The sequence below is a fragment of the Streptomyces sp. TM32 genome, from assembly GCF_004122755.1.
Taxonomy (GTDB): Bacteria; Actinomycetota; Actinomycetes; order Streptomycetales; family Streptomycetaceae; genus Streptomyces; species Streptomyces sioyaensis.
The window spans coordinates 1-21,289 of sequence record NZ_SDIG01000115.1 but is presented as its reverse complement, the minus strand read 5'-3'; the positions used below and the strand labels follow the sequence as shown (position 1 = coordinate 21,289).

Sequence of the window (21,289 nt, the reverse complement as noted above, 5' to 3'; positions counted from 1 at the left end):
CAAGGGCCTGCGCGGGGTGGGGGTGCCGGGGCCGGTGGCCCCCGATCTCAGCTTTTACACGGGCTGAGCTGGGATTCATCACATCAGGCGAATATCTGGCCCAAGCTTGCGGTCGGCAACGCGCGGTTGCCACGCTGTTGCTGACTGTCAAGCTGTTGGGAGGGGCATGTGCCTTTCGGTGAGCAGCCCGCGTACCTCCGCGTCGCCGGCGACCTGCGCCAGAAAATCGTCGACGGCCTACTGCCGCCGCACACCCGCCTCCCTTCCCAGGCGCGCATCCGCGAGGAGTACGGCGTCTCGGACACCGTCGCGCTGGAGGCCCGGAAGGTCCTGATGGCGGAGGGGCTGGTCGAGGGCCGCTCGGGGTCGGGCACCTATGTGCGGGAGCAGCCCGTGCCGCGCCGCATCGCCCGCGTCGGCTTCCACTCCTCGGGCGGCTGCACGCCGTTCCGGCAGGAGCAGACGGACGAACGGGTGCGGGGCACCTGGGAGTCCAGCAGCGAGCAGGAGGCGGCCGGCCCGGCGGTCGCGGCCCGGCTGCGGATCGCGCAGGGCGCCAAGGTGATGCGGACGCGCTATGTGTTCCGGGCCGAGGGGGAGCCGGCGATGCTCTCGACCTCCTGGGAGCCCCTGGAGGTGACCGGGCGGACGCCGGTGATGCTGCCGGAGGAGGGGCCGCTGGCGGGGCGCGGAGTGGTCGAGCGGATGGCGGCCATCGACGTGGTGGTGGACAACGTCGTCGAGGAGGTCGGGGCCCGGCCCGCGCTGGCGGAGGAGGCCATGACGCTCGGCGGGGTGCCGGGACATGCGGTGCTGGTCGTCTCGCGGACGTACTTCGCGGGTGGCCGGCCGGTCGAGACGGCCGATGTCGTGACCCTCGCCGACCGGCACCGGGTCACCTACCACCTGCCGGTGAAGTAGCCGCAGCAGCCCTCGTGATCGGCCCGGTGCGCCCGTGTGCGCGTGCGCGAGACGTCCTGTGCCCGGTTCTGGTTCTCGGCCGCTCGTCCGTTTTGCACCAATTGGTGGGGAAAATTTGGCCGAAACCTTGTGTTGGATAACTCACAGACCCTCAACTGAGCGGCTGTTTTGGGCAGCTGTGGGAACCCGGTGTCTCGATTCGCTCTTACGATGGCGAAGTTTGTGCACGGCACGGGGGAAGACCAGGAGACCAAGCACGTGAGCACGACGAAGACACCGAGCGCGGAGCAGGGCTCGCACTCGAATTACCGTCGGTCCCTCGGGACCATTGCCCTGACCGCCACTGGTCTCGGGTCCATCATCGGCTCCGGCTGGCTCTTCGGAGCCGAGCGGGCCGCCGCCATCGCCGGACCGGCCGCGATCGTCGCCTGGATCATCGGCGCGCTCGTGGCGCTCACCATCGCGCTCACCTACAGCGAGCTGGGCGCGATGTTCCCGAAGGCCGGCGGCATGGTCCGCTACGGCCAGTACTCCCACGGCTCGCTCGCCGGCTACCTCGCGGCCTGGGCGAACTGGATCGCGATCGTCTCGGTCATCCCGGGAGAGGCCACCGCCTCGGTCCAGTACATGAGTTCCTGGGACTTCGCCTGGACGCATGCGCTCTACGACGGCACGGAGCTGACCGGCACCGGAGTCGGGCTGGCCAGCATCCTGCTGATCTTCTACTTCTTCCTCAACTGGTTCGCGATCTCGCTGTTCGCGAAGACCAACACCGCGATCACGGTCTTCAAGGTCGTCGTCCCGGCGCTGACCGCGACCGCGCTGATGCTGGCGCACTTCGACACCGGCAACATCGTCCACCACGGCGGCTTCACGCCCAACGGCTGGAGCTCGGTCTTCACCGCGGTCGCCGTCTCCGGCATCGTCTGGGCCTACAACGGCTTCCAGTCCCCGCTGAACCTCGCCGGTGAGGCCCGTAACCCCGGCAAGTCGCTGCCGAAGGCCGTCGTCTGGTCGATCCTGATCGCGCTGGTCATCTATGTCGCGCTGCAGGTCGCGTTCCTGATGGCGGTGCCCGGGGACAAGCTGACCGCCGGCGGTGGCTGGGCGTCGCTCGGCTTCAACTCGCCGCTCGCCGACCTCGCGGTGGCCTGGGGCCTGAACTGGCTGGCGCTGCTGCTGTACGCGGACGCCTTCGTCTCGCCGTCCGGTACCGGCATGATCTACGCGGCCACCACCTCGCGCATGATCCACGGTGTGCAGGAGAACGGTCATCTGCCCGGCGTCTTCGGCAAGGTGGACAAGAAGACCGGTGTGCCGCGCCCGGCGCTGCTGCTCAACCTCGTGATCGCCTTCCTGTTCCTCGCGGTCTTCCGCGGCTGGGGCTCGCTCGCCGAGATCGTCTCGGTCGCCACGGTCATCTCGTACATCACCGGGCCGGTCGCGGTGATGTCGCTGCGCCGCATCTCGCCGGACCTCAAGCGTCCGGTCAAGCTGCGGGCCATGCCGCTGGTCGCGCCGATCGCCATGATCTTCGGCTCGCTGGTGCTGTACTGGGGCCGCTGGCCGCTGACCGGCAAGGTCATCCTGATCATGGCCGTCGGACTGCCGGTCTGGGCCTGGTACGAGATCGGCAAGCCGCTGACCCAGGGTCGCAAGCCGTGGGCCGAGCTGCGCCCGCACCTCAAGGCCGGTGCCTGGATGGTGGCGTATCTGCTGGTCATGGCCGCGGTGTCGTACATGGGCGGCAAGGACTTCGGCGGCAAGGGCTATCTGCCGGAGGGCTGGGACATCCTCCTGGTCGCCCTGATCGGTCTCGCCTTCTACTACTGGGGCGTGCGCAGCTCCTGGCGTAACCCGTCGCTGGTCTCGGTCGAGGCCGAGCTCCGTGCCGAGGAGGAGGCCGTGGCGGCGGAGGCCGCCGAGACCGAAGGCGCCAAGGCGTCCGTCGGGGCCTGAGCCCGCCCGGCGCCGTCCGCGCCGTCGCACTTCCGCCCGCCCGAGCGCATCGGGCCCCCACCGGCCACTCGCGGGCCGTCTCCGGTGCACCGGAGGCCCGCGGGTGGCCGGTTCGGTATCTCTTTGTGTAAATCCATATCCGGTGAGTGAAGGTCGGGCGTAGGCTCGGGCATATGCGGATTGCGATTTCGGCATCAGCGGACCAGCGGCGCGTAGGGACGCGTCACGCGGCGGATGGAGGGGCGCAATGACCGAGGGTGGAGCCGTGCTCCCCTGGCTCGTCATCCGCCAGGACGAAGGCGGCAACCGCTATCGCGTGGGCCGATATGCCACCCGAGCGGAGGCGGAGCGGGTGGCCGACCGGCTCGGAACCCGCGGTCACCAGCAGCTTTACGTGGTCGAGAAGGCCGATCGGGCGACGACCTGAGGGGCCGCGAGCGGCAAGCGGGACGAGGGCGGGGGACGTAGGCTGCCGCGCATGACGACCGTGCGCGTAGTGGTGGGCGCAGCGGTGTGCGAGCGCGGGCGGCTGCTGGCCGCACGGCGCAGCGCACCGCCCGCGCTGGCCGGCCGCTGGGAGCTGCCCGGCGGCAAGGTGGAGGACGACGAGACCCCCGAGCGGGCGCTGGAGCGCGAGCTGCGCGAGGAGCTGGGGGTCGAGGCGGCGGCCCTGGACCGGATCCCGGGCGAATGGGTGCTGCGGCCGGGATACGTCCTGCAGGTGTGGACGGCCCGGCTGGTGTCCGGCGTGCCGCAGCCCCTGGAGGACCATGACGAGCTGCGCTGGCTGCGGCCCGGTGAGGAGGGCCAGGTCGACTGGCTGGACCAGGACCGCCCGGCGGTCGCCGAGGTGATGCGCAGGCTGGCGGCGAAGAACGGGGTGCCGCCCGCGGCCGGCGCTTCACCGGTACGGCCGTAGCGGCCCCCTCGCAGCCCGCCGGCGGCCCGTCTCCGGGCCACGCCGCCGGCTCCGCCCGCCCCGGTCCGGGCCCGCCAGGACCCGCCGCGCGCACCCCTCGCGCACCCCTCGCGCACCCCTCGCGCCCTCGCACCCGGCCGCTCCCGCGTACGTCGTCGCCCCGCCTGGCCGTCCGGCCGTACCGCGCGCCGATATGTTTCATTTGTGCCACAGTGCACCGCCGCATGCGGTACTTCGCGTTGGATACCGGGTATGTCCTGAATGACCCCTTCAATACGTGCCATGCGAGGGGGGAGTCATCGGGCTGGGATGTGATCGGCGTGAGCGACAGCGCAGCGGCAGGAGTCCCGGAGCCGGTCTCCGGCAACGCCCGCAGGCGCCCCAAGGCCACCGGTTCCCCCTCTGCCGAATGGAGTTTCCCCGCCGACCCCGGTGCCGTGCGCACCGCCCGCACCGTGGTCCGCCGGATGCTGGACGACTGGGGTTTGAACGGCGCCGCCGACGTGGCCGTACTACTCGTGAGCGAGCTCGTCACCAACTCTCTGCGCCACGCGAGCGGGCCGATCGGGGTCCGCATGGTGCTGCTGAGTACCGGCGGGCTGCTCGTCGAGGTCTCCGATCCGCTGCCCGATCCGCCGCGGGAGCGGGACGCCGCGCCCGACGACGAGGGGGGACGCGGACTGCAGCTGGTCGCGTGCAGTTCGCGGCGCTGGGGGACCCGGCGTGGAAAGAGTGGCAAGACTGTGTGGTTCGAGCTGTCTGTGGCTGGTTAGGAGACAGATGAAGTCCTGATCGTTGCCATTTCATCGACATTCTGTCGATGGCCTGCGATCGAGACTGTGCTGTGATCGTGAAGACCGTGTTCCGGATTGCCGAGGTGCTGGATACTCAGGCTGGTCCGGTCCGGGCACGATGAGCTGGAGGGGACGGGGCTCGTGAGCGAGATGTCATCTGGCGGGGCAGAACCCGCACAGGGCGATGGTCAGGGTGGTGCGGACTGCCCCGGGGACCCAGGTGGCCGCCCACGGGCGGGCGAGCTGGTGGGCCCGCCCGTGTGGCAGAGCAGCCGGCCCGGATCGATCTATGACTACATCCGCGTGGCCTCCTTCTCGCTCGGCCCCGACGGCCGGATCGAGCAGTGGAGCGAGCGGGCCGCGCAGATGCTCGGCATCCCCGCCCGCTACGCCCTCGGCAAGGACCCCGTCGAGGCGTTCGTGCCCGGTGAGTTGCGCGACACCGGCCGCCGCAAGGTGTCCGAGATACTCGACGGCCGGGAGTGGACCGGCCTGGTGCCCTACCGCAGGGAAGAGGGCGGCGCGACCGACGGGCTCGCCGAGATCTATGTGATGCCCTCGCGCAACGAGGAGGGTGAGCGCGCCGCGGTCTGTCTCGTCGTCGACGTCCGGGCGCTGCGCGGCATCGAGACCGATCTCGCCGCTTCGCAGGCCGTTTTCGGTCAATCTCCCATGGGATTCACCCTGTTCGGCACGGACCTGAAGCTGCTGCGGGTCAACGAACGGTTCGCCACGGTCTTCGGCGGCCCGGCGAGCAAGTACCGCGGCTGCGGGCCGCACGACTTCCTGCCGCGCAACGAGGCCGAGCGGATGACCGCCGCGCTCCGCCGCGTGCTGGACACCGGCGAGCCGGTCGCCGAGATGCAACTGGTCGGCCTGGGGTCGGCCGAGGGCGACCGGCGCCGCTGGTCGGTCTCGCTCTACCGGCTGCACGGCGCCAGCGGCCGGCCGATCGGCGTCGCGGCGCTGGCCGCCGATGTCACCGGCCGGCGCCGGGCCGAGCGCGAGGCCGCCAACGCCCGCCGCAACCTCGCCCTGCTCAACGAGGCCGGCGCCCGGATAGGCAACTCCCTGGATCTGGAGACCACCGCCCGCACCCTCCTGGACGTCGCCGTACCGCAGTTCTGCGATCTGGCCTCGGTGGACCTCTACCAGGGGCTGCTCGTCGGCGACGAGGCCCCGCCCGGGATGAGCGACGGCAGCGCGGAACTGCGCCGGGTCGCCTTCGCCAGCGCCGTCTCGGACGTCCGGCTCGCCACCGCCCCCGCCGTCCCCGGCGACGCACCGGGCCCGGTCGCGGTCGGCGCCGTCCACCGCTACCCCTTCAACTCCCCCTGCGCGAGCGCCCTGCGGACCGGCCATGCGCAGATCATCCCCGGCCGGGAGAGCGATGACGGGGGGCCGGAATTCGGCGCCGTGGTGCAGTCCACCCTCGCCGTCCCGATGGTCGCCCGGGACACCGTCGTCGGACTGGTGCAGTTCTCCCGTACCAAGGGCAGCGAGCCGTTCGGCGAGCGCGACACGGCGCTGGCCGTGGAGCTGGCCGCGCGTGCCGCTGTCTGTATCGACAACGCCCGCCTCTACCGCCGCGAGCACGAGCGCGCGCTGATCCTGCAGCGCAGCCTGCTGCCGCCCGGCGACCCCGAGGCCGCCGGTCTGGACATCGCCTGCCGCTATCTGCCCGGCACCACCGCCACCGAGGTCGGCGGCGACTGGTTCGACGTCATCGAACTCCCGGGCCACCGGACCGCGTTGGTGGTCGGCGACGTGATGGGCCGCGGACTGCGCGCCGCGGTCGCCATGGGGGAACTGCGCACCGCCGTACGGACCCTGGCGCTGCTGGACCTGGAGCCCGCCGAGGTGCTCTCCGCGCTGGACGAGATCGCCCGCGGGCTCGGCGGCAGCGGCGACGACCGGCCCACCGGGCGGAGCGCCCGCGGCCGGTCCGGTTCCCCGGAGGGCGCCGAGCAGGGGCGCTCGGCCCGTACCGCCGATCTCTCCGAGGTCTACCTCGCCACCTGCGTCTACGCCGTCTACGACCCGATCTCCCGGCGCTGTACGTTCGCCAACGCCGGACATCTGCCGCCGGTGCTGGTCGAGGACGGCGAGGACGCGCTGCTGCTCGACGTGCCGCCGGGGATGCCGCTCGGCGTCGGTGGCGAGCCGTTCGAGGAGATCGAGGTCGAGCTGCCGGACGGTGCGCTGCTGGCGCTCTACACCGACGGCCTGGTGGAGTCCCGCCACCATCCGCTGGACGAGGGGCTGCAGGCGTTCCGCCGGGCACTCTCGGCCGCCGACCGGCCGCTGGAGGACGCCTGCGACCACGTGCTGAGCGCCATGAACACCTCGCACGGCGAGGACGACATCGCCCTGCTGATGGCACGGGTGCAGGGGCTGCCCAAGGACGCGGTGGGCGACTGGAGCCTGGCGCCGGAGGCCCGTTCGGTGGCCCGCGCCCGGGAGCTGACCCGCGACCAGCTCACGGACTGGGGCCTGCAGGGGCTGGTCGACACCACCGAGCTGCTGGTCAGCGAGCTGGTGACCAACGCGCTGCGGCACGGCCACGGCGAGATCCGGCTGCGGCTGCTGCTGGACCGCACGCTGGTCTGCGAGGTCTGGGACGCCGATCTCGCCCAGCCCCGCCGGCGCCGCGCCCGGGACACCGACGAAGGCGGCCGCGGGCTGCAACTGGTCGGGCTGCTCAGCGAGGGCTGGGGCAGCCGCCGTACCCCGCGCGGCAAGACCGTGTGGTTCGAACTCGCCCTGCCGGACGGGGAGTCGCCGGCGATGGACCCGTCGGAAGCGCTGCTGAGCCTGTTCTGAGCAGGCGGGCGGGACCGGGGGCGGCGCCCGGGGCCCCGCCCGGCCCGGTCATTCGCCGCGGCGCCGGATCTTGTTGCCGAGCCACACCAGCGGGTCGTACTTGCGGTCCGCGGCGCGCTCCTTGAGCGGGATCAGCGCATTGTCGGTGATCTTGATGTGCTCGGGGCAGACCTCGGTGCAGCACTTGGTGATGTTGCAGTAGCCCAGCCCGTGCTCGTCCTGTGCGGTGGCCTTGCGGTCGATACCGGAGTCCGGCGCCGCGTCCAGCGGATGCATGTCGAGCTCGGCGATCCGCATCAGGAAACGCGGACCGGCGAAGGCGGCCTTGTTCTCCTCGTGGTCGCGCACCACGTGGCAGGTGTCCTGGCACAGGAAGCACTCGATGCACTTCCGGAACTCCTGGGACCGCCCCACGTCCTCCTGCTGCATGCGGTACTCGCCGGGGGCCAGCTCCGCGGGCGGGACGAACGCCGGGATCTCCCGGGCCTTGGTGTAGTTGAACGACACGTCGGTGACCAGATCGCGGACGACCGGGAAGGCCCGCATCGGCGTGATCGTGATCGTCTCCGTACGGTCGAACACCGACATCCGGGTCATGCACATCAGTCGCGGCCGCCCGTTGATCTCCGCGCTGCACGAACCGCACTTGCCCGCCTTGCAGTTCCAGCGCACGGCGAGGTCGGGGGCCTGGGTCGCCTGGAGGCGGTGGACGATGTCGAGCACCACCTCGCCCTCGTGCACCTCGACCGTGTAGTCCGCCAGGTCACCGGCGTGCTCATCGCCCCGCCACACCCGGAAGTGCGCCTGGTAGACGCCGGACCGCTGCTCTTCCTGCGACACGCTCACCGGCTCAGCTCCTCGTCCGTCAGATACTTCGCCAGCTCGTCCTTCTCGAACAGTTCCAGCAGATCGCGGCGGATCGGCGGGGTCTCGCGGCGGGAGAGCCGGATCTGGCCCAGCGCCGGGTCGGCCGTCCGGGCCTCGCCCTGGGGATGGGCGACCTCGCAGACCAGATTGATGTTGCGCCAGCCGCGGTCCATCGCCGGATGGTCGTCGCGGGTGTGCCCGCCGCGGCTCTCCTCGCGCTCCAGTGCCGCCCGCGCCACACACTCGCTGACCAGCAGCATGTTCCGCAGATCGAGGGAGAGGTGCCAGCCGGGGTTGTACTGCCGGTGCCCCTCGACGCCGGCCCGCCGGGCCCGCACCCGCAGCTCGGCCAGCCGCTTGAGCGCCTCGAACATCTCGCTCTCCTTGCGGATGATGCCGACCAGGTCGTTCATCGCCTGCTGGAGTTCCTGGTGCAGGGTGTACGGGTTCTCCGCCGGGCCCGTCTCCTGGCCGGCGTCCTGCCCGGCGTCCTCGGCGCTGAAGGGGCGCAGGGCCTCCGCCTCCGCCGCGTCGATCTGCACCGGGTCGACCGCCGGCCGCCGGTCCAGCGACGCCGCGTACTCGGCCGCGTACAGTCCCGCCCGGCGGCCGAAGACCAGCAGGTCGGACAGCGAGTTGCCGCCGAGGCGGTTGGAGCCGTGCATGCCGCCGGCCACCTCACCGGCCGCGAACAGCCCCGGGACGCCGGTCGCCGCCGCGGTGTCCGGGTCGACCTCCACCCCGCCCATCACGTAGTGGCAGGTCGGGCCGACCTCCATCGGCTCGGCGGTGATGTCCACGTCGGCCAGCTCTTTGAACTGGTGGTGCATCGAGGGCAGCCGGCGGGTGATCACCTCGGCCGGCATCCGGGTCGAGACATCCAGATAGACGCCGCCGTGCGGCGAGCCGCGGCCCGCCTTGACCTCGGCGTTGATGGCGCGGGCGACCTCGTCGCGGGGGAGGAGTTCGGGTGGGCGGCGATGGCGTTCCGGATCCTCGTACCAGCCGTCGCCCTCCTCCTCGGTCTCCGCGTACTTCTCCTTGAAGACGTCCGGGATGTAGTCGAACATGAAGCGCTTGCCGTCGCTGTTGCGCAGCACCCCGCCGTCGCCGCGGACGGACTCGGTGACGAGGATCCCCTTGACGGACGGCGGCCAGACCATGCCGGTGGGATGGAACTGCACGAACTCCATGTTGATCAGCGGCGCCCCGGCCAGCAGCGCCAGCGCGTGGCCGTCACCGGTGTACTCCCAGGAGTTCGAGGTCACCTTGAAGGACTTGCCGATGCCACCGGTGGCCAGCACCACCGCCGGGGCCTCCAGCACGAAGAAGCGGCCGGACTCCCGCTCGTAACAGAACGCGCCGGAGACCCGGTCACCGTCCTTGAGCACGCGGGTGACCGTGCACTCCTGGAAGACCTTCAGGCGGGCGTCGTACGCGCCCAACTCCCGCTCGTCCTCCTGCTGGAGCGCGACGATCTTCTGCTGGAGGGTGCGGATCAGCTCCAGGCCCGTACGGTCGCCGACATGCGCCAGGCGCGGGTACTCGTGGCCGCCGAAATTCCGCTGGGAGATCCGGCCGTCCGCGGTGCGGTCGAAGAGCGCGCCCCAGGTTTCCAGCTCCCACACCCGCTCCGGGGCCTCACGGGCGTGCAGCTCGGCCATCCGCCAGTGGTTGAGGAACTTGCCGCCGCGCATGGTGTCCCGGAAGTGGACCTGCCAGTTGTCGTGCTCGTTGGCATTTCCCATGCTGGCCGCGATACCGCCTTCGGCCATCACCGTATGGGCCTTGCCGAACAGGGACTTGCAGATCACGGCGGTGCGCATACCGGCCTCGCGGGCCTCGATGGCGGCGCGCAGTCCGGCGCCACCCGCGCCCACCACGACCACGTCCCATGCCTGCCGGTCCACATGCGCCATCAGAAGGCACACCTTTCCTTAGAGAACTGTCGTAGGAGTCGTAGGAGTTGGGTGTCAGAAGAAGCGCGGGTCGGGGAAGGCTCCGCTGGCCAGCAGGAAGACGTAGAAGTCCGCGACGGCCACGCTGACCAGAGAGGACCACGCCAGCAGCATGTGCCGCTCGTTGAGCTTGCCGACCCAGCCCCACAGCCGGTAGCGCACCGGGTGCTTGGAGAAGTGCTTCAGCCGGCCGCCGACGATGTGCCGGCAGGAGTGGCAGGAGACGGTGTACGCCCAGATCAGCACGATGTTGACGAGGAAGATCAGGGTGCCCAGGCCCATGTGCCCCCAGGCGTAGTGCTCGTCGCGGAAGGTCAGCGCCGTGTCGTAGGTCAGCACGCCGGCGACCAGCACCGCGAAGTAGAAGAAGTAGCGGTGGATGTTCTGCAGGATCAGCGGGAAGCGGGTCTCGCCGGTGTACTTCTTGTGCGGCTCGGCGACCGCGCAGGCCGGCGGCGAGGCCCAGAAGCCGCGGTAGTAGGCCTTGCGGTAGTAGTAGCAGGTCAGCCGGAAGCCCAGCGGGAAGATCAGGATGAGCAGCGCGGGGGACAGGCCCCACCAGCTGCCGAAGATCTCCCAGTTGGGGCCGCCGCGCATGGTGTGGCAGTTCTCCGCCAGACACGGCGAGTAGAACGGCGAGACGTAGGGCGCGTGGTAGTAGTCGGCGTTCGCGAACGCCCGCCAGGTCGAGTAGACGATGAACGCGAGCAGCCCGGCGGCGGTGCAGGCCGGGGCCAGCCACCAGCGGTCGGTGCGCAGATGGCGGGCGGGGATGGCGGCGCGCGAGGCGGTGTGCACGCCGGTGGTGCCGGTGTGCGAGGAGGGTTCGGTGCCAGTGGCCAACGTCGGTCTCCGTGAAGGGCGCTCCGGCCGGAAGGGCTTCCACCGGGGCGGCAACGGGGTAGGGGTCGAGTGGGGCGAAGCCACCCCCTAGGGGGCCTCCACCAGGGGTTTCCCCCTAGGGCGCGTGGCCGTTTCTGGAGCCGAGGCCCTCGTCCTCCGCGTCGGTCCACAGCGTGGAGTCGTAGGGGGCGTCGGAGATCGTCACCATCTCGATGGTGGCCGCACCCGGACGCGGCGGCCGGTCGGTCGCCGCGCTCTGCTTGAGCAGGCCGAGGCTCTCGCGCAGGTGGTCCGTGTCGCTGCGGACCCGGCGGATGTCCAGGCAGGTGCCGAGTTGCGCCTCCAGCTTCCCCACCGTGCGGGCGAGGTCGTCCAGGCTGCGTTCAACCGCCGTCAGATCATCCTTAAGGGACATGTCACGTGCCCTCACTTCTGAAGGTGTGGTGGGCGATCTCATGCGCCCGAGAGTGTCGCGCGTCACAGTAGGCGTTGGGAAGGGGGTGAGCGTGATTACGACTCGAACCGGTGCGTTTCGGCAACCATGCGTCCCGCCACACCTCGAACGGCGATGCGAAACCGGGCGCGCCGCGGGCTCCTGGGCCCTGCGACCGGGCGGCCCCGGGACCCGCCGGGGGCCCGGGTGTTGGGCCGGGCGGGTGGCCTTCGGGCGGTGGTCGACGTGTCGGGCGGCCGGGCCGGGGGGCGGTCGCTTTCAGTAGGGGGGCCATAGATGTGATGAGCCGCAAACTCGGCCGAACGTGGTGCGCCGGTCAGGCCCAGGCGGTGCTCGGCGCGGCGCGGGCGAGCCCGGAGGTAACCGTCATGACCGATCACGACCACCCCTCAGGCCGCCGCGCGGCGTGCCGCAGACGCCGCTGTGCCGCGCTCATCGCGGCGGGGGCGCTGCTCCCGCTGCCGGCCCTGAGCGGATGCAGCAGCGAAGAACGGGAGGCGTCGGTCTCGGCGTCCCAGGACATCGCCCCGGCGCCGCGCGACGAGCTGAAGAACGGCGGCACCCTGCGCTGGGCCATCGATGGGATGCCCGGCACCCTCAACGCCTTCCAGTCCGACGCCGACGCGACCACCGCGCGGATCACCGGCGCGGTGCTGCCCAGCATGTTCACCCTCGACGCGAACGGCCGGCCGCAGCGCAACGCCGACTACCTCGACGCCGCGGACGTCAGCGCCCGCGCCCCCAAGCAGGTCGTCACTTACAAGATCAACCCCAAGGCGCGGTGGAGCGACGGCTCGGCGATCACCGCCGCCGACTTCATCGCCCAGTGGAACGCCCTGCGCGGCAAGAACAACGCGTTCTGGACCGCCCGCAACGCCGGCTACGACCGGATCGGCAAGGTCGAACAGGGCGCGGGCGCCCACGAGGTGAAGGTCACCTTCGCCCGGCCCTATGCCGACTGGCGGTCCCTGTTCACCCCGCTCTACCCCAGGAGCGTGATGGGCAGCCCCGATGCCTTCAACGAGGACGCACGCGAGCAACTCAAGGTGGGTGCGGGCCCGTTCCTCGTCCAGAAGCGGGACACCGAGGAGGGGCGCGTCGTCCTCGTCCGCAACCCGAAGTGGTGGGGCGACCGCGCCAAGCTCAAGCAGATCGTGCTGGAGTCGCTGCCCGGCGACAAGCGGGCCGCGGCGCTGGCCGACGGAAGCATCGACGTCGCCGCGGTCGACCAGCTCGCCGCGAAGCGGGTCGCCTCCGCCCGGCGCCCGGCCGGCTCCGCCGCGTCCAGGAAGCCCGGCGACGGCAACGCGGGCCCGCAGGGTGACGGTGCCAAGGCCGACGCCAAGGCCGTCGCCGCGGAGAACGCGGTGCTGCGCGGCTACACCGTCCACAAGGCGCTGGAGCCCGCCTACACCCAGCTCGCCCTCAACGGCGCCAGCGGGCCGCTGGCGGACGACCGGGTGCGCCGGGCGGTGGCCCGCGCCCTCGACCGGCAGGCGCTCGCGGACACCGTCCTCAAGCCGCTCGACCTGCCCTCCCGGCCACTCGGCAGCCATCTGCTGATGGCCGGGCAGGCCGGCTACGAGGACCACAGCGACGCCCTCGGCGGCCAGGACACCGGGGCGGCCCAGGCGCTGCTCGCGGACGCCGGCTGGAAGAGCGACGGCAGCGACCGGCAGCAGGCCGGCCAGAACGCGGGCGCACCGGCGCCCGGCGCCGGGCGCGCCGCCTACGGATACACCGACGGGGACGACCCGTCGGACGACCGGTACGACGGCGGCCCGTACGGGGACGACTCCGCGGAGGACGGGTCCGGCGGCCGGGACCGGGGCGGGTACGACGAGGGCGCCGACGACCGCAACCCGGCCCGCTCGGGCCGCGGCCACGCCGGCGCGTCCGGCCACGGCGCGGGCGCCCGGCCGGCCGCCGCCGAGGCCCCGCTGTCCTTCACCGGCGCGGTCGGCTCGGAGGTCCAGCAGGCCGCCCTGCTGCGGCAGAGCGCCGCGTTCTACAAGCAGGCGGCCGCCGGCGAGAAGGACGCGGCGCACGGCGACACCTCCTCGGCGGCGTACGCCAAGTACAAGCGGTACAAGAAGCGCGCGGCACGGGCGCTGGGCGCCGCCGAGCGGATCGAGACCGGACAGGCCCCGCACCTGCCGGGCTCCGGCGGTCACCCGGGCCCCGGTGGCCACCCCGGCGCCCGGCACGTCGCCGCCGAGCGTTCCGCCGCCGCCGCGCCGCGGCCGGCCGGCGACCGGGTGGACCACGTCGCCGTCGTCAAGAAGAACGGCAGGCCGCTGACCCTGCGCTTCGTGGTCCCCGACGGCGCCGGCTCGGTGCAGTTGCGCACCGTCGGGCGGCGGATCTCCGAGATGCTCGGCAAGATCGGCGTACAGACCTCCGTCCAGCGGGTCTCGGACGCCAGCTACTTCCAGGACCACATCGCGTCCGGCGACTACGACCTGGCGCTGTACTCCTGGCCCGGCACCGCCTACCCGGCGACCGACGCCCGCCCGATCTACGCCAAGCCGCAGCCCGCGCCCGACGGCTCGCTGACCGTCGAGCAGAACTACACCCGGGTCGGCTCCGACCACATCGACCAGCTCTTCGACCAGGCCGCCTCCGAGCTGGACGAGGGCGCCGCACGCACCCTGGTCGAGCAGGCCGACGCCCGGATCTGGGCCGCCGCCGGGTCGATTCCGCTCTACCAGCGGCCCGAGCTGGTGGCCACGAAGAAGACGCTCGCCAACGTCGGCGCCTTCGGCTTCGCCACGCCCCGCTTCCAGGACATCGGCTACACGAAGTAAGGGCCTCACCAGCGCCCCTCAAAGGGAAGGAAATTGCAGGTCAGAGGGCATATGGACGGGCTGCGGCGGCTACTGCCGCCGCAGCCACGTACCATGGGGTGAGGCCGTGGCGTGCTGAGATGCCCGGCGGGCGCGCGTACCGGATGGACGCGTCGCCATCCACGATTCCGGGAGAAGCGCCGCCAGTATGCCCACCCGTCACGACATTCGTAACGTAGCCATCGTCGCCCACGTCGACCACGGAAAGACCACTCTCGTCGACGGCATGCTCAAGCAGGCCGGTGCCTTCGCCGAGCACGCCGCGGAGAAGCTCGACGACCGGATGATGGACTCCAACGACCTGGAGCGTGAGAAGGGCATCACGATCCTCGCCAAGAACACGGCGGTGAAGTATCACCCCAAGGACGGCGGGGACCCGATCACGATCAACATCATCGACACCCCCGGCCACGCCGACTTCGGTGGCGAGGTCGAGCGTGGTCTGTCGATGGTCGACGCGGTCGTCCTGCTGGTCGACGCCTCCGAGGGTCCGCTGCCGCAGACCCGCTTCGTGCTCCGCAAGGCCCTCGCGGCCCGGATGCCGGTCATCCTGTGCATCAACAAGACCGACCGCCCCGACTCCCGGATCGACGAGGTCGTCAACGAGACCTACGACCTGTTCCTGGACCTGGACGCGGACGAGGACCAGATCGAGTTCCCGATCGTCTACGCCTGCGCCCGTGACGGCGTCGCCTCGCTGACCAAGCCGGAGGACGGCACGGTCCCGAACGACTCCACCAACCTGGAGCCGTTCTTCACCACGCTGCTGGAGCACGTCCCGGCCCCCGAGTACGACGAGAGCGCCCCGCTGCAGGCGCACGTCACCAACCTCGACGCGGACAACTTCCTCGGCCGCATCGCACTGCTCCGCGTCGAGCAGGGCGAGCTGCGCAAGGGCCAGAACGTCGCCTGGATCAAGCGCGACGGCTCCATCGCCAACGTCCGTATCACCGAGCTGATGATGACCGAGGCGCTCACCCGCAAGCCCGCCGAGAAGGCCGGCCCCGGCGACATCTGTGCGGTCGCGGGTATCCCCGACATCATGATCGGCGAGACCCTCGCCGACCCGGAGAACCCGGTCGCGCTGCCGCTGATCACGGTCGACGAGCCCGCGATCTCCATGACCATCGGCACCAACACCTCGCCGCTGGTCGGCCGTGGCGGCACCGGCAAGGGCGCGGACGCCAAGAACGCGGTCAAGGACCGCAAGGTCACCGCCCGCCAGGTCAAGGACCGCCTGGAGCGCGAGCTGATCGGTAACGTCTCGCTGCGCGTGCTGGACACCGAGCGCCCCGACGCCTGGGAGGTCCAGGGCCGCGGCGAGCTGGCGCTGGCGATCCTCGTGGAGACCATGCGCCGGGAGGGCTTCGAGCTGACCATCGGCAAGCCGCAGGTCGTCACCAAGCAGGTCGACGGCAAGACCTACGAGCCCGTCGAGCGCATCACGATCGATGTGCCCGAGGAGCACATGGGCGCCGTCACCCAGCTCATGGGCACCCGCAAGGGCCGGATGGACAACATGTCCAACCACGGCTCCGGCTGGGTCCGCATGGAGTTCGTCGTCCCGTCCCGCGGTCTGATCGGTTTCCGTACGGAGTTCCTGACCAACACCCGCGGTACCGGCATCGCGCACTCCATCCACGAGGGCCACGAGCCGTGGTTCGGCGAGCTGAAGACCCGTAACAACGGCTCGCTGGTCGCCGACCGCGCCGGTGCCGTCACCGCCTTCGCGATGACGAACCTCCAGGAGCGCGGCGTGCTCTTCACCGACCCCGGCACCGAGGTGTACGAGGGCATGATCGTCGGTGAGAACTCCCGCGCCGACGACATGGACGTCAACATCACCAAGGAGAAGAAGCTCACCAACATGCGCTCCTCCTCCGCCGACTCCTTCGAGGCGATCGTCCCGCCGCGCAAGCTCTCCCTGGAGCAGTCCCTGGAGTTCTGCCGCGACGACGAGTGCGTCGAGGTGACCCCGGAGGCCGTGCGCATCCGCAAGGTCGTCCTGGACCAGAAGGAGCGCGGCCGCACCGCCTCCCGCGCCAAGCGGTAACACCCGCCGCCGGCCACTGACAACGTCGCCGCGGAACGTGGTGAAGGGGCGCCCCTCTGCGTGAGGGGCGTCCCTTCGGCGTTCCGGGGGCGTCCCGGGGGCGTCGTTTCGCGTCACGGGGCGGTGCCCGTTCCGTTTCCCCGGGGGCCGCGTCCCGCTCGCCGGCGGCGTTGTCAGTGGGCGGCGGGAGACTGGGGGGCATGACGCAGACGACGACGATCGAAACGGGTCGCGGGATCGCGACGCTGATCAATGTGTTCACCGTGCTGCCCGAGCGGCAGGCGGAGCTGGTGGCGCTGCTGAGCCGGGCCACCGAGGAGACGATGCGGGACCGGCCGGGGTTCCTCTCGGCGAACCTCCACGCCAGTGCGGACGGCGAACGGGTCGTCAACTACGCCCAGTGGGAGAGCGAGGCGCACTTCCGGGCGATGCCGGCCGATCCGGCGGCGCAGGAGCACATGACGCAGGCCGCCGCGCTGGCGGAGTCCTTCGACCCGCGGATATACGCGGTGGAGTCCGTCCACCACACCGCGCGGGCCGCTCGCTGATCCACCGGGCCGATCGGGCATACGGGGGTTTTCTCGGGTCTCCGGAGCAGTGGCGGTCGCCGTCGAAGTGCGATACGTCCCGCTTTGCGATCTCATGTGGGCTGGGCAGCAGTCCGGACCTGAGGAGGCATCATGCGGGGAGCCACCCTCGCGAAGTGGGCCGTTTGCGCCGCCGCCACCGGTCTGACGGCCACGGCGTGCGGGGGCGGCGGCGCGGCGGGCGCCGGGGTGGTCAGTGCCTCCTGGGGGGATCCGCAGAATCCGCTGGAGCCGGCGAACACCAATGAGGTCCAGGGCGGCAAGGTCCTGGAGATGCTCTTCCGCGGCCTCAAGCGGTACAACCCGAAAACGGGCGCCGCGGAGAATGTGATCGCGGACCGGATCGAGACCACGGATTCCCAGCATTTCACCGTCACCCTGAAGGACGGCTGGAGCTTCAGCAATGGCGAGAAGGTCACCGCCCATTCCTTCGTGGACGCCTGGAATTACGGGGCGCTGCTGACCAACAAGCAGAAGAACGCACCGTTCTTCCAGTACATCGACGGCTTCGCGAAGGTGCACCCCGAGAGCGGAACCCCCACCGCCAAGACGCTGTCGGGGCTGGCGGTGAAGGACGCGCGGACCTTCACCGTCACGCTCAACCAGAAGTTCTCCAGCTGGCCGGACACCCTGGGGTACACGGCCTTCATGCCGCTGCCCCACTCCTTCTACACGGACCATTCCGGATGGCTGCGCAAGCCCGTCGGCAACGGGCCGTACCGCGTGGACTCCTATGAGAAGGGGTCCGTGCTGCGGATGCGGAAATGGGGGAAGTACCCGGGGTCGGACCGGGCGCGGAACGCCGGCATCGATCTGCGGGTCTACACCGACAACAACACCGCCTACACCGATCTGCAGGCCGGCAACCTCGATCTCGTCGACGACGTGCCGGCCGCCCAGCTCAAGAGCGTGAAATCGGACCTCGGAGACCGGTACATCAACCAGCCGGCCGGGATCATCCAGACCCTCACCTTCCCCATGTACGACAAGGCGTGGGGCGGGCCGGGAAAGGACAAGGTGCGGCGCGGGCTGTCGATGGCGATCGACCGGAACCAGATCACCCGGGAGATCTTCCAGCGGACCCGGACCCCCGCCACCGACTGGACCTCGCCGGTGCTGGGCGCGGACGGCGGCTACAAGGCGGGGCTCTGCGGCGAGGCCTGTGTGTTCAACCCGAGCCGGGCCCGCCAGCTGATCAAGGAGGGCGGCGGGCTGCCCGGCGGCCGGATGACCGTGACGTACAACGCCGACACCGGCTCCCACAAGGACTGGATCGACGCCCTCTGCAACAGCATCAACACCTCGCTGGGCAGCGACAACGCCTGCACCGGCGCGCCGGTCGGGACCTTCGGCGACTTCCGGAACAAGATCGCGGCCAAGCGGATGGGCGGCCCCTTCCGGGCCGGCTGGCAGATGGACTACCCCCTGATCCAGAACTTCCTCCAGCCGCTCTACTACACAGGCGGCTCGGCGAACGACGGGAAGTTCAGCAACCACGGCTTCGACGCGCTGGTGGACAAGGCCAACGCGCAGACCGACACCGGCCGGGCGGTCGCGACCTTCCAGGACGCGGAGAAGGTCCTCGCCGCGCAGATGCCGTCCATTCCGCTCTGGTACCAGAACGGCAGCGGCGGCTATTCGGAACGGATCAGCAATGTCTCGCTGAACCCGTTCAGCGTGCCGGTCTACAACGAGATCAAGGTCAACTGACCGTGGTGTGAGGGAGGTTGACGCTCTATGGGACGGTATGTGATCCGGCGGCTGCTCCAGATGATCCCGGTGTTCATCGGCAGCACCTTCCTGATCTTCTTCATGGTCTACGCACTGGGCGACCCGGTGGCCGCGATGTTCGGCGAGCGCGCGCCCGACCCCGCCACCGCCGCACAGATCCGCCGCGAGCTCTACCTCGACGCCCCGCTGTGGAAGCAGTACCTGCACTACATGGGGCAGATCTTCCAGGGGAACTTCGGCACCGCGTTCAACGGCCAGTCCGTCACCGAGCTGATGGGCTCCGCCTTCCCCGTCACCCTGCGGCTCACGGTGGTCGCCATCGTGATCGAGATGGCGGTGGGCATCGTGCTGGGGGTGTTCAGCGGGCTGCGGCGCGGCCGGGGCATCGACACCACGGTGCTGGTCCTCACCCTCGTCGTGGTGTCCATCCCGACCTTCGTCAGCGGCTATCTGCTCCAGTTCCTCTTCGGGGTGCAGTGGGGCTGGGCCGCGCCGTCGGTCTCCCCGGACGTACCGCTGAACGAACTCCTGCTTCCCGGGCTGGTGTTGGCGCTGGTCTCGCTCGCCTACGTGACCCGGCTGACCCGGACCTCGATCGCGGAGAACGTCCGCGCCGACTACGTCCGTACGGCCCTCGCCAAGGGCCTGCCCCGGCACCGGGTCATCACCCGCCATCTGCTGCGCAATTCGCTGATCCCGGTCGTCACCTTCATCGGCACCGACATCGGCGCCCTGATGGGCGGCGCGATCGTCACCGAGCGCATCTTCAACATCCACGGCGTCGGATACCAGCTCTACCAGGGCATCCTGCGGCAGAACTCACCGACCGTGGTGGGCTTCGTGACGATCCTGGTGCTGGTCTTCCTCCTCGCGAATCTCCTCGTCGACCTGCTGTACGCCGTCCTCGACCCGAGGATCCGCTATGCCTGAGCCCACTGTCCCCAAGGAAGCCATCGGCCACGGCGACGGCGGCTCCGCCGCGCTGGCCATCGGCGAGGCGGAGTCGCTGGAGCGGCGGCCCGGTGCGGCCCCGCCGGGCGCCGGTCCCCCCGGCGGGGTGCCCGCCGGCAGGCCCCGCAGCCTGTGGAGCGACGCCTGGCACGACCTGTGCCGCAACCCCGTCTTCGTGCTCTCCGCGCTGGTCATCGTCTTCCTGGTGCTGATCGCGATCTGGCCGCAGCTGATCGCCACCGGCAACCCCTACCGCGCGGACCTCGCCAAGGCGCAGCAGGGCTCGCAGCCCGGCCACCCCTTCGGCTTCGACACCCAGGGCAGGGACGTCTACACCCGGGTGGTCTACGGGGCCCGCGCCTCCATCACCGTCGGGGTCTGCGCCACGGCCGGCGCCGCGCTGCTCGGCAGCCTGCTGGGCGGGCTGGCCGGCTTCTTCGGCGGCTGGTCGGACACCCTGCTCTCCCGGGTCGCCGACATCTTCTTCGGCATCCCGGTGATCCTGGGTGGTCTGGTCTTCCTCTCCATGATCACCAGCAGCACGGTCTGGCCGGTGGTCGGCTTCATCGTGCTGCTCGGCTGGCCGCAGATCTCCCGGATCGCCCGCGGCTCGGTGGTCACCGCCAAGCAGAACGACTACGTGCACGCTGCACGGGCGCTGGGCGCCGGCAACGGACGGATGCTGCTGCGGCACATCGCCCCGAACGCCGTCGCACCGGTCATCGTCGTCGCCACCATCGCGCTCGGCACGTTCATCGCGCTGGAGGCGACGCTCTCCTACCTGGGCGCCGGGCTGAAGCCGCCCACCATCTCCTGGGGCATCGACATCTCCACCGCCTCCCCGTACATCCGCAGCGCGCCGCACATGCTGCTGTGGCCGGCGGGCGCGCTGAGCATCACGGTGCTGGCGTTCATCATGCTCGGCGACGCGGTGCGCGACGCCCTCGACCCCAAGTTGCGCTGAGGAGCCGGACGATGACGAACCAGGAAGCCGCCCCGGGGACCGCGGGCGCCGCGGCGGCCGTCGCCGCACCGCCGCTGCTCGACGTCCGCGATCTGCGGGTCGAGTTCCGCACCCGCGACGGGGTGGCGAAGGCCGTGAACGGCGTCAGCTTCCGGGTGGCGCGGGGGCAGACGCTGGCGGTGCTCGGGGAGTCCGGCTCGGGCAAGTCCGTCACCGCCCAGGCCGTGATGGGCATCCTCGACTCCCCGCCGGGATTCGTCACCGGCGGCGAGATCGTCTTCCAGGGGCGCGATCTGCTGACCCTGCGCCCGGAGGAGCGGCGCCGGGTCCGCGGCGCGAAGATGGCGATGATCTTCCAGGACGCGCTGTCCGCGCTGAACCCGGTCCTCAGCGTCGGGGCCCAGCTCGGGGAGATGTTCCAGGTCCACGAGGGGATGTCCCGTAAGGAGGCGCGCGGCCGGGCCGTGGAGCTGATGGAACGCGTCGGGATCCCGGCGGCCCGGGAGCGGGTGGGCGACTATCCGCACCAGTTCTCCGGGGGGATGCGCCAGCGCGCGATGATCGCCATGGCGCTGGTCTGCAACCCCCAGCTCTTGATCGCCGACGAGCCGACCACCGC

At 70.8% G+C, this 21,289-nt stretch carries 17 protein-coding genes; 13 read left to right on the top strand and 4 right to left on the bottom strand.

The genetic code is table 11. The features are described 5' to 3' along the window. The first annotated feature begins 168 nt into the window (after positions 1 to 168). From EST92_RS22415 to EST92_RS22390, 6 genes are all read left to right on the top strand, one after another. On the top strand, positions 169 to 921 hold the full coding sequence (locus EST92_RS22415; protein ID WP_129248179.1) for a GntR family transcriptional regulator: 753 nt from the start codon (positions 169 to 171) through the stop codon (positions 919 to 921). A 210-nt stretch (positions 922 to 1,131) separates the two neighbouring features. Then, positions 1,132 to 2,880 (top strand): APC family permease, encoded by a 1,749-nt coding sequence (locus EST92_RS22410; RefSeq protein ID WP_254068959.1) that lies wholly within the window; start codon positions 1,132 to 1,134, stop codon positions 2,878 to 2,880. A gap of 247 nt (positions 2,881 to 3,127) precedes the next feature. Continuing rightward, a complete protein-coding gene (locus EST92_RS22405; protein WP_129248180.1) occupies positions 3,128 to 3,307 on the top strand; it encodes an SPOR domain-containing protein in 180 nt (59 codons plus the stop codon). 51 nt (positions 3,308 to 3,358) lie between these two features. Beyond that, positions 3,359 to 3,799: a (deoxy)nucleoside triphosphate pyrophosphohydrolase gene (locus EST92_RS22400; protein WP_174244097.1), complete on the top strand. Its 441-nt coding sequence runs from the start codon at positions 3,359 to 3,361 to the stop codon at positions 3,797 to 3,799. Positions 3,800 to 4,110: 311 nt separating this feature from the next. Beyond that, entirely contained in the window at positions 4,111 to 4,572 is a 462-nt protein-coding gene (locus tag EST92_RS22395) for an ATP-binding protein (protein WP_129248181.1), read from the top strand. A gap of 279 nt (positions 4,573 to 4,851) precedes the next feature. Further along, positions 4,852 to 7,416, top strand: coding sequence for a SpoIIE family protein phosphatase (locus EST92_RS22390; protein ID WP_129282639.1), 2,565 nt, complete (start codon positions 4,852 to 4,854; stop codon positions 7,414 to 7,416). A gap of 48 nt (positions 7,417 to 7,464) precedes the next feature. On the opposite strand, the gene EST92_RS22385 is transcribed toward EST92_RS22390, so the two are convergent. The 4 genes from EST92_RS22385 to EST92_RS22370 all read right to left on the bottom strand — a co-directional run bounded on the left by EST92_RS22385 (position 7,465) and on the right by EST92_RS22370 (position 11,499). Further along, positions 7,465 to 8,262: a succinate dehydrogenase/fumarate reductase iron-sulfur subunit gene (locus EST92_RS22385; RefSeq protein WP_129282638.1), complete on the bottom strand. Its 798-nt coding sequence runs from the start codon at positions 8,260 to 8,262 to the stop codon at positions 7,465 to 7,467. Then, positions 8,259 to 10,202, bottom strand: coding sequence for a fumarate reductase/succinate dehydrogenase flavoprotein subunit (locus tag EST92_RS22380; RefSeq protein ID WP_129282637.1), 1,944 nt, complete (start codon positions 10,200 to 10,202; stop codon positions 8,259 to 8,261). The genes EST92_RS22385 and EST92_RS22380 overlap by 4 nt, the downstream gene beginning before the upstream one ends. A 54-nt stretch (positions 10,203 to 10,256) precedes the next feature. Next, on the bottom strand, positions 10,257 to 11,084 hold the full coding sequence (locus tag EST92_RS22375; RefSeq protein WP_129282636.1) for a hypothetical protein: 828 nt from the start codon (positions 11,082 to 11,084) through the stop codon (positions 10,257 to 10,259). A 115-nt stretch (positions 11,085 to 11,199) separates the two neighbouring features. Beyond that, positions 11,200 to 11,499, bottom strand: a complete 300-nt coding sequence (locus EST92_RS22370; protein WP_129282635.1) for a hypothetical protein — start codon at positions 11,497 to 11,499, stop codon at positions 11,200 to 11,202. A 407-nt stretch (positions 11,500 to 11,906) separates the two neighbouring features. On the opposite strand from EST92_RS22370, the gene EST92_RS22365 reads away from it, so the two are divergent. The 7 genes from EST92_RS22365 to EST92_RS22335 form a co-directional block, all read left to right on the top strand. Then, on the top strand, positions 11,907 to 14,345 hold the full coding sequence (locus tag EST92_RS22365; protein ID WP_129282634.1) for an ABC transporter family substrate-binding protein: 2,439 nt from the start codon (positions 11,907 to 11,909) through the stop codon (positions 14,343 to 14,345). A 187-nt stretch (positions 14,346 to 14,532) separates the two neighbouring features. Next, positions 14,533 to 16,437, top strand: coding sequence for a translational GTPase TypA (gene typA, locus EST92_RS22360; RefSeq protein ID WP_129248188.1), 1,905 nt, complete (start codon positions 14,533 to 14,535; stop codon positions 16,435 to 16,437). A gap of 200 nt (positions 16,438 to 16,637) precedes the next feature. Beyond that, positions 16,638 to 16,985, top strand: coding sequence for an antibiotic biosynthesis monooxygenase family protein (locus tag EST92_RS22355; protein ID WP_129282633.1), 348 nt, complete (start codon positions 16,638 to 16,640; stop codon positions 16,983 to 16,985). A 132-nt stretch (positions 16,986 to 17,117) separates the two neighbouring features. After that, the gene (locus tag EST92_RS22350; RefSeq protein WP_129282632.1) at positions 17,118 to 18,734 is read left to right on the top strand and encodes an ABC transporter substrate-binding protein; all 1,617 of its coding nucleotides are present in this window, start codon (positions 17,118 to 17,120) and stop codon (positions 18,732 to 18,734) included. Between the two features lie 27 nt (positions 18,735 to 18,761). Then, positions 18,762 to 19,685 (top strand): ABC transporter permease, encoded by a 924-nt coding sequence (locus EST92_RS22345; RefSeq protein ID WP_129282631.1) that lies wholly within the window; start codon positions 18,762 to 18,764, stop codon positions 19,683 to 19,685. After that, positions 19,678 to 20,670, top strand: coding sequence for an ABC transporter permease (locus tag EST92_RS22340; RefSeq protein WP_129282630.1), 993 nt, complete (start codon positions 19,678 to 19,680; stop codon positions 20,668 to 20,670). Before EST92_RS22345 ends, EST92_RS22340 begins: the two co-directional genes overlap by 8 nt. Before the next feature lie 11 nt (positions 20,671 to 20,681). Then, positions 20,682 to 21,289, top strand: a 608-nt coding sequence (locus EST92_RS22335; RefSeq protein ID WP_174244096.1) for an ABC transporter ATP-binding protein, incomplete at its 3' end; no start/stop codon positions are given.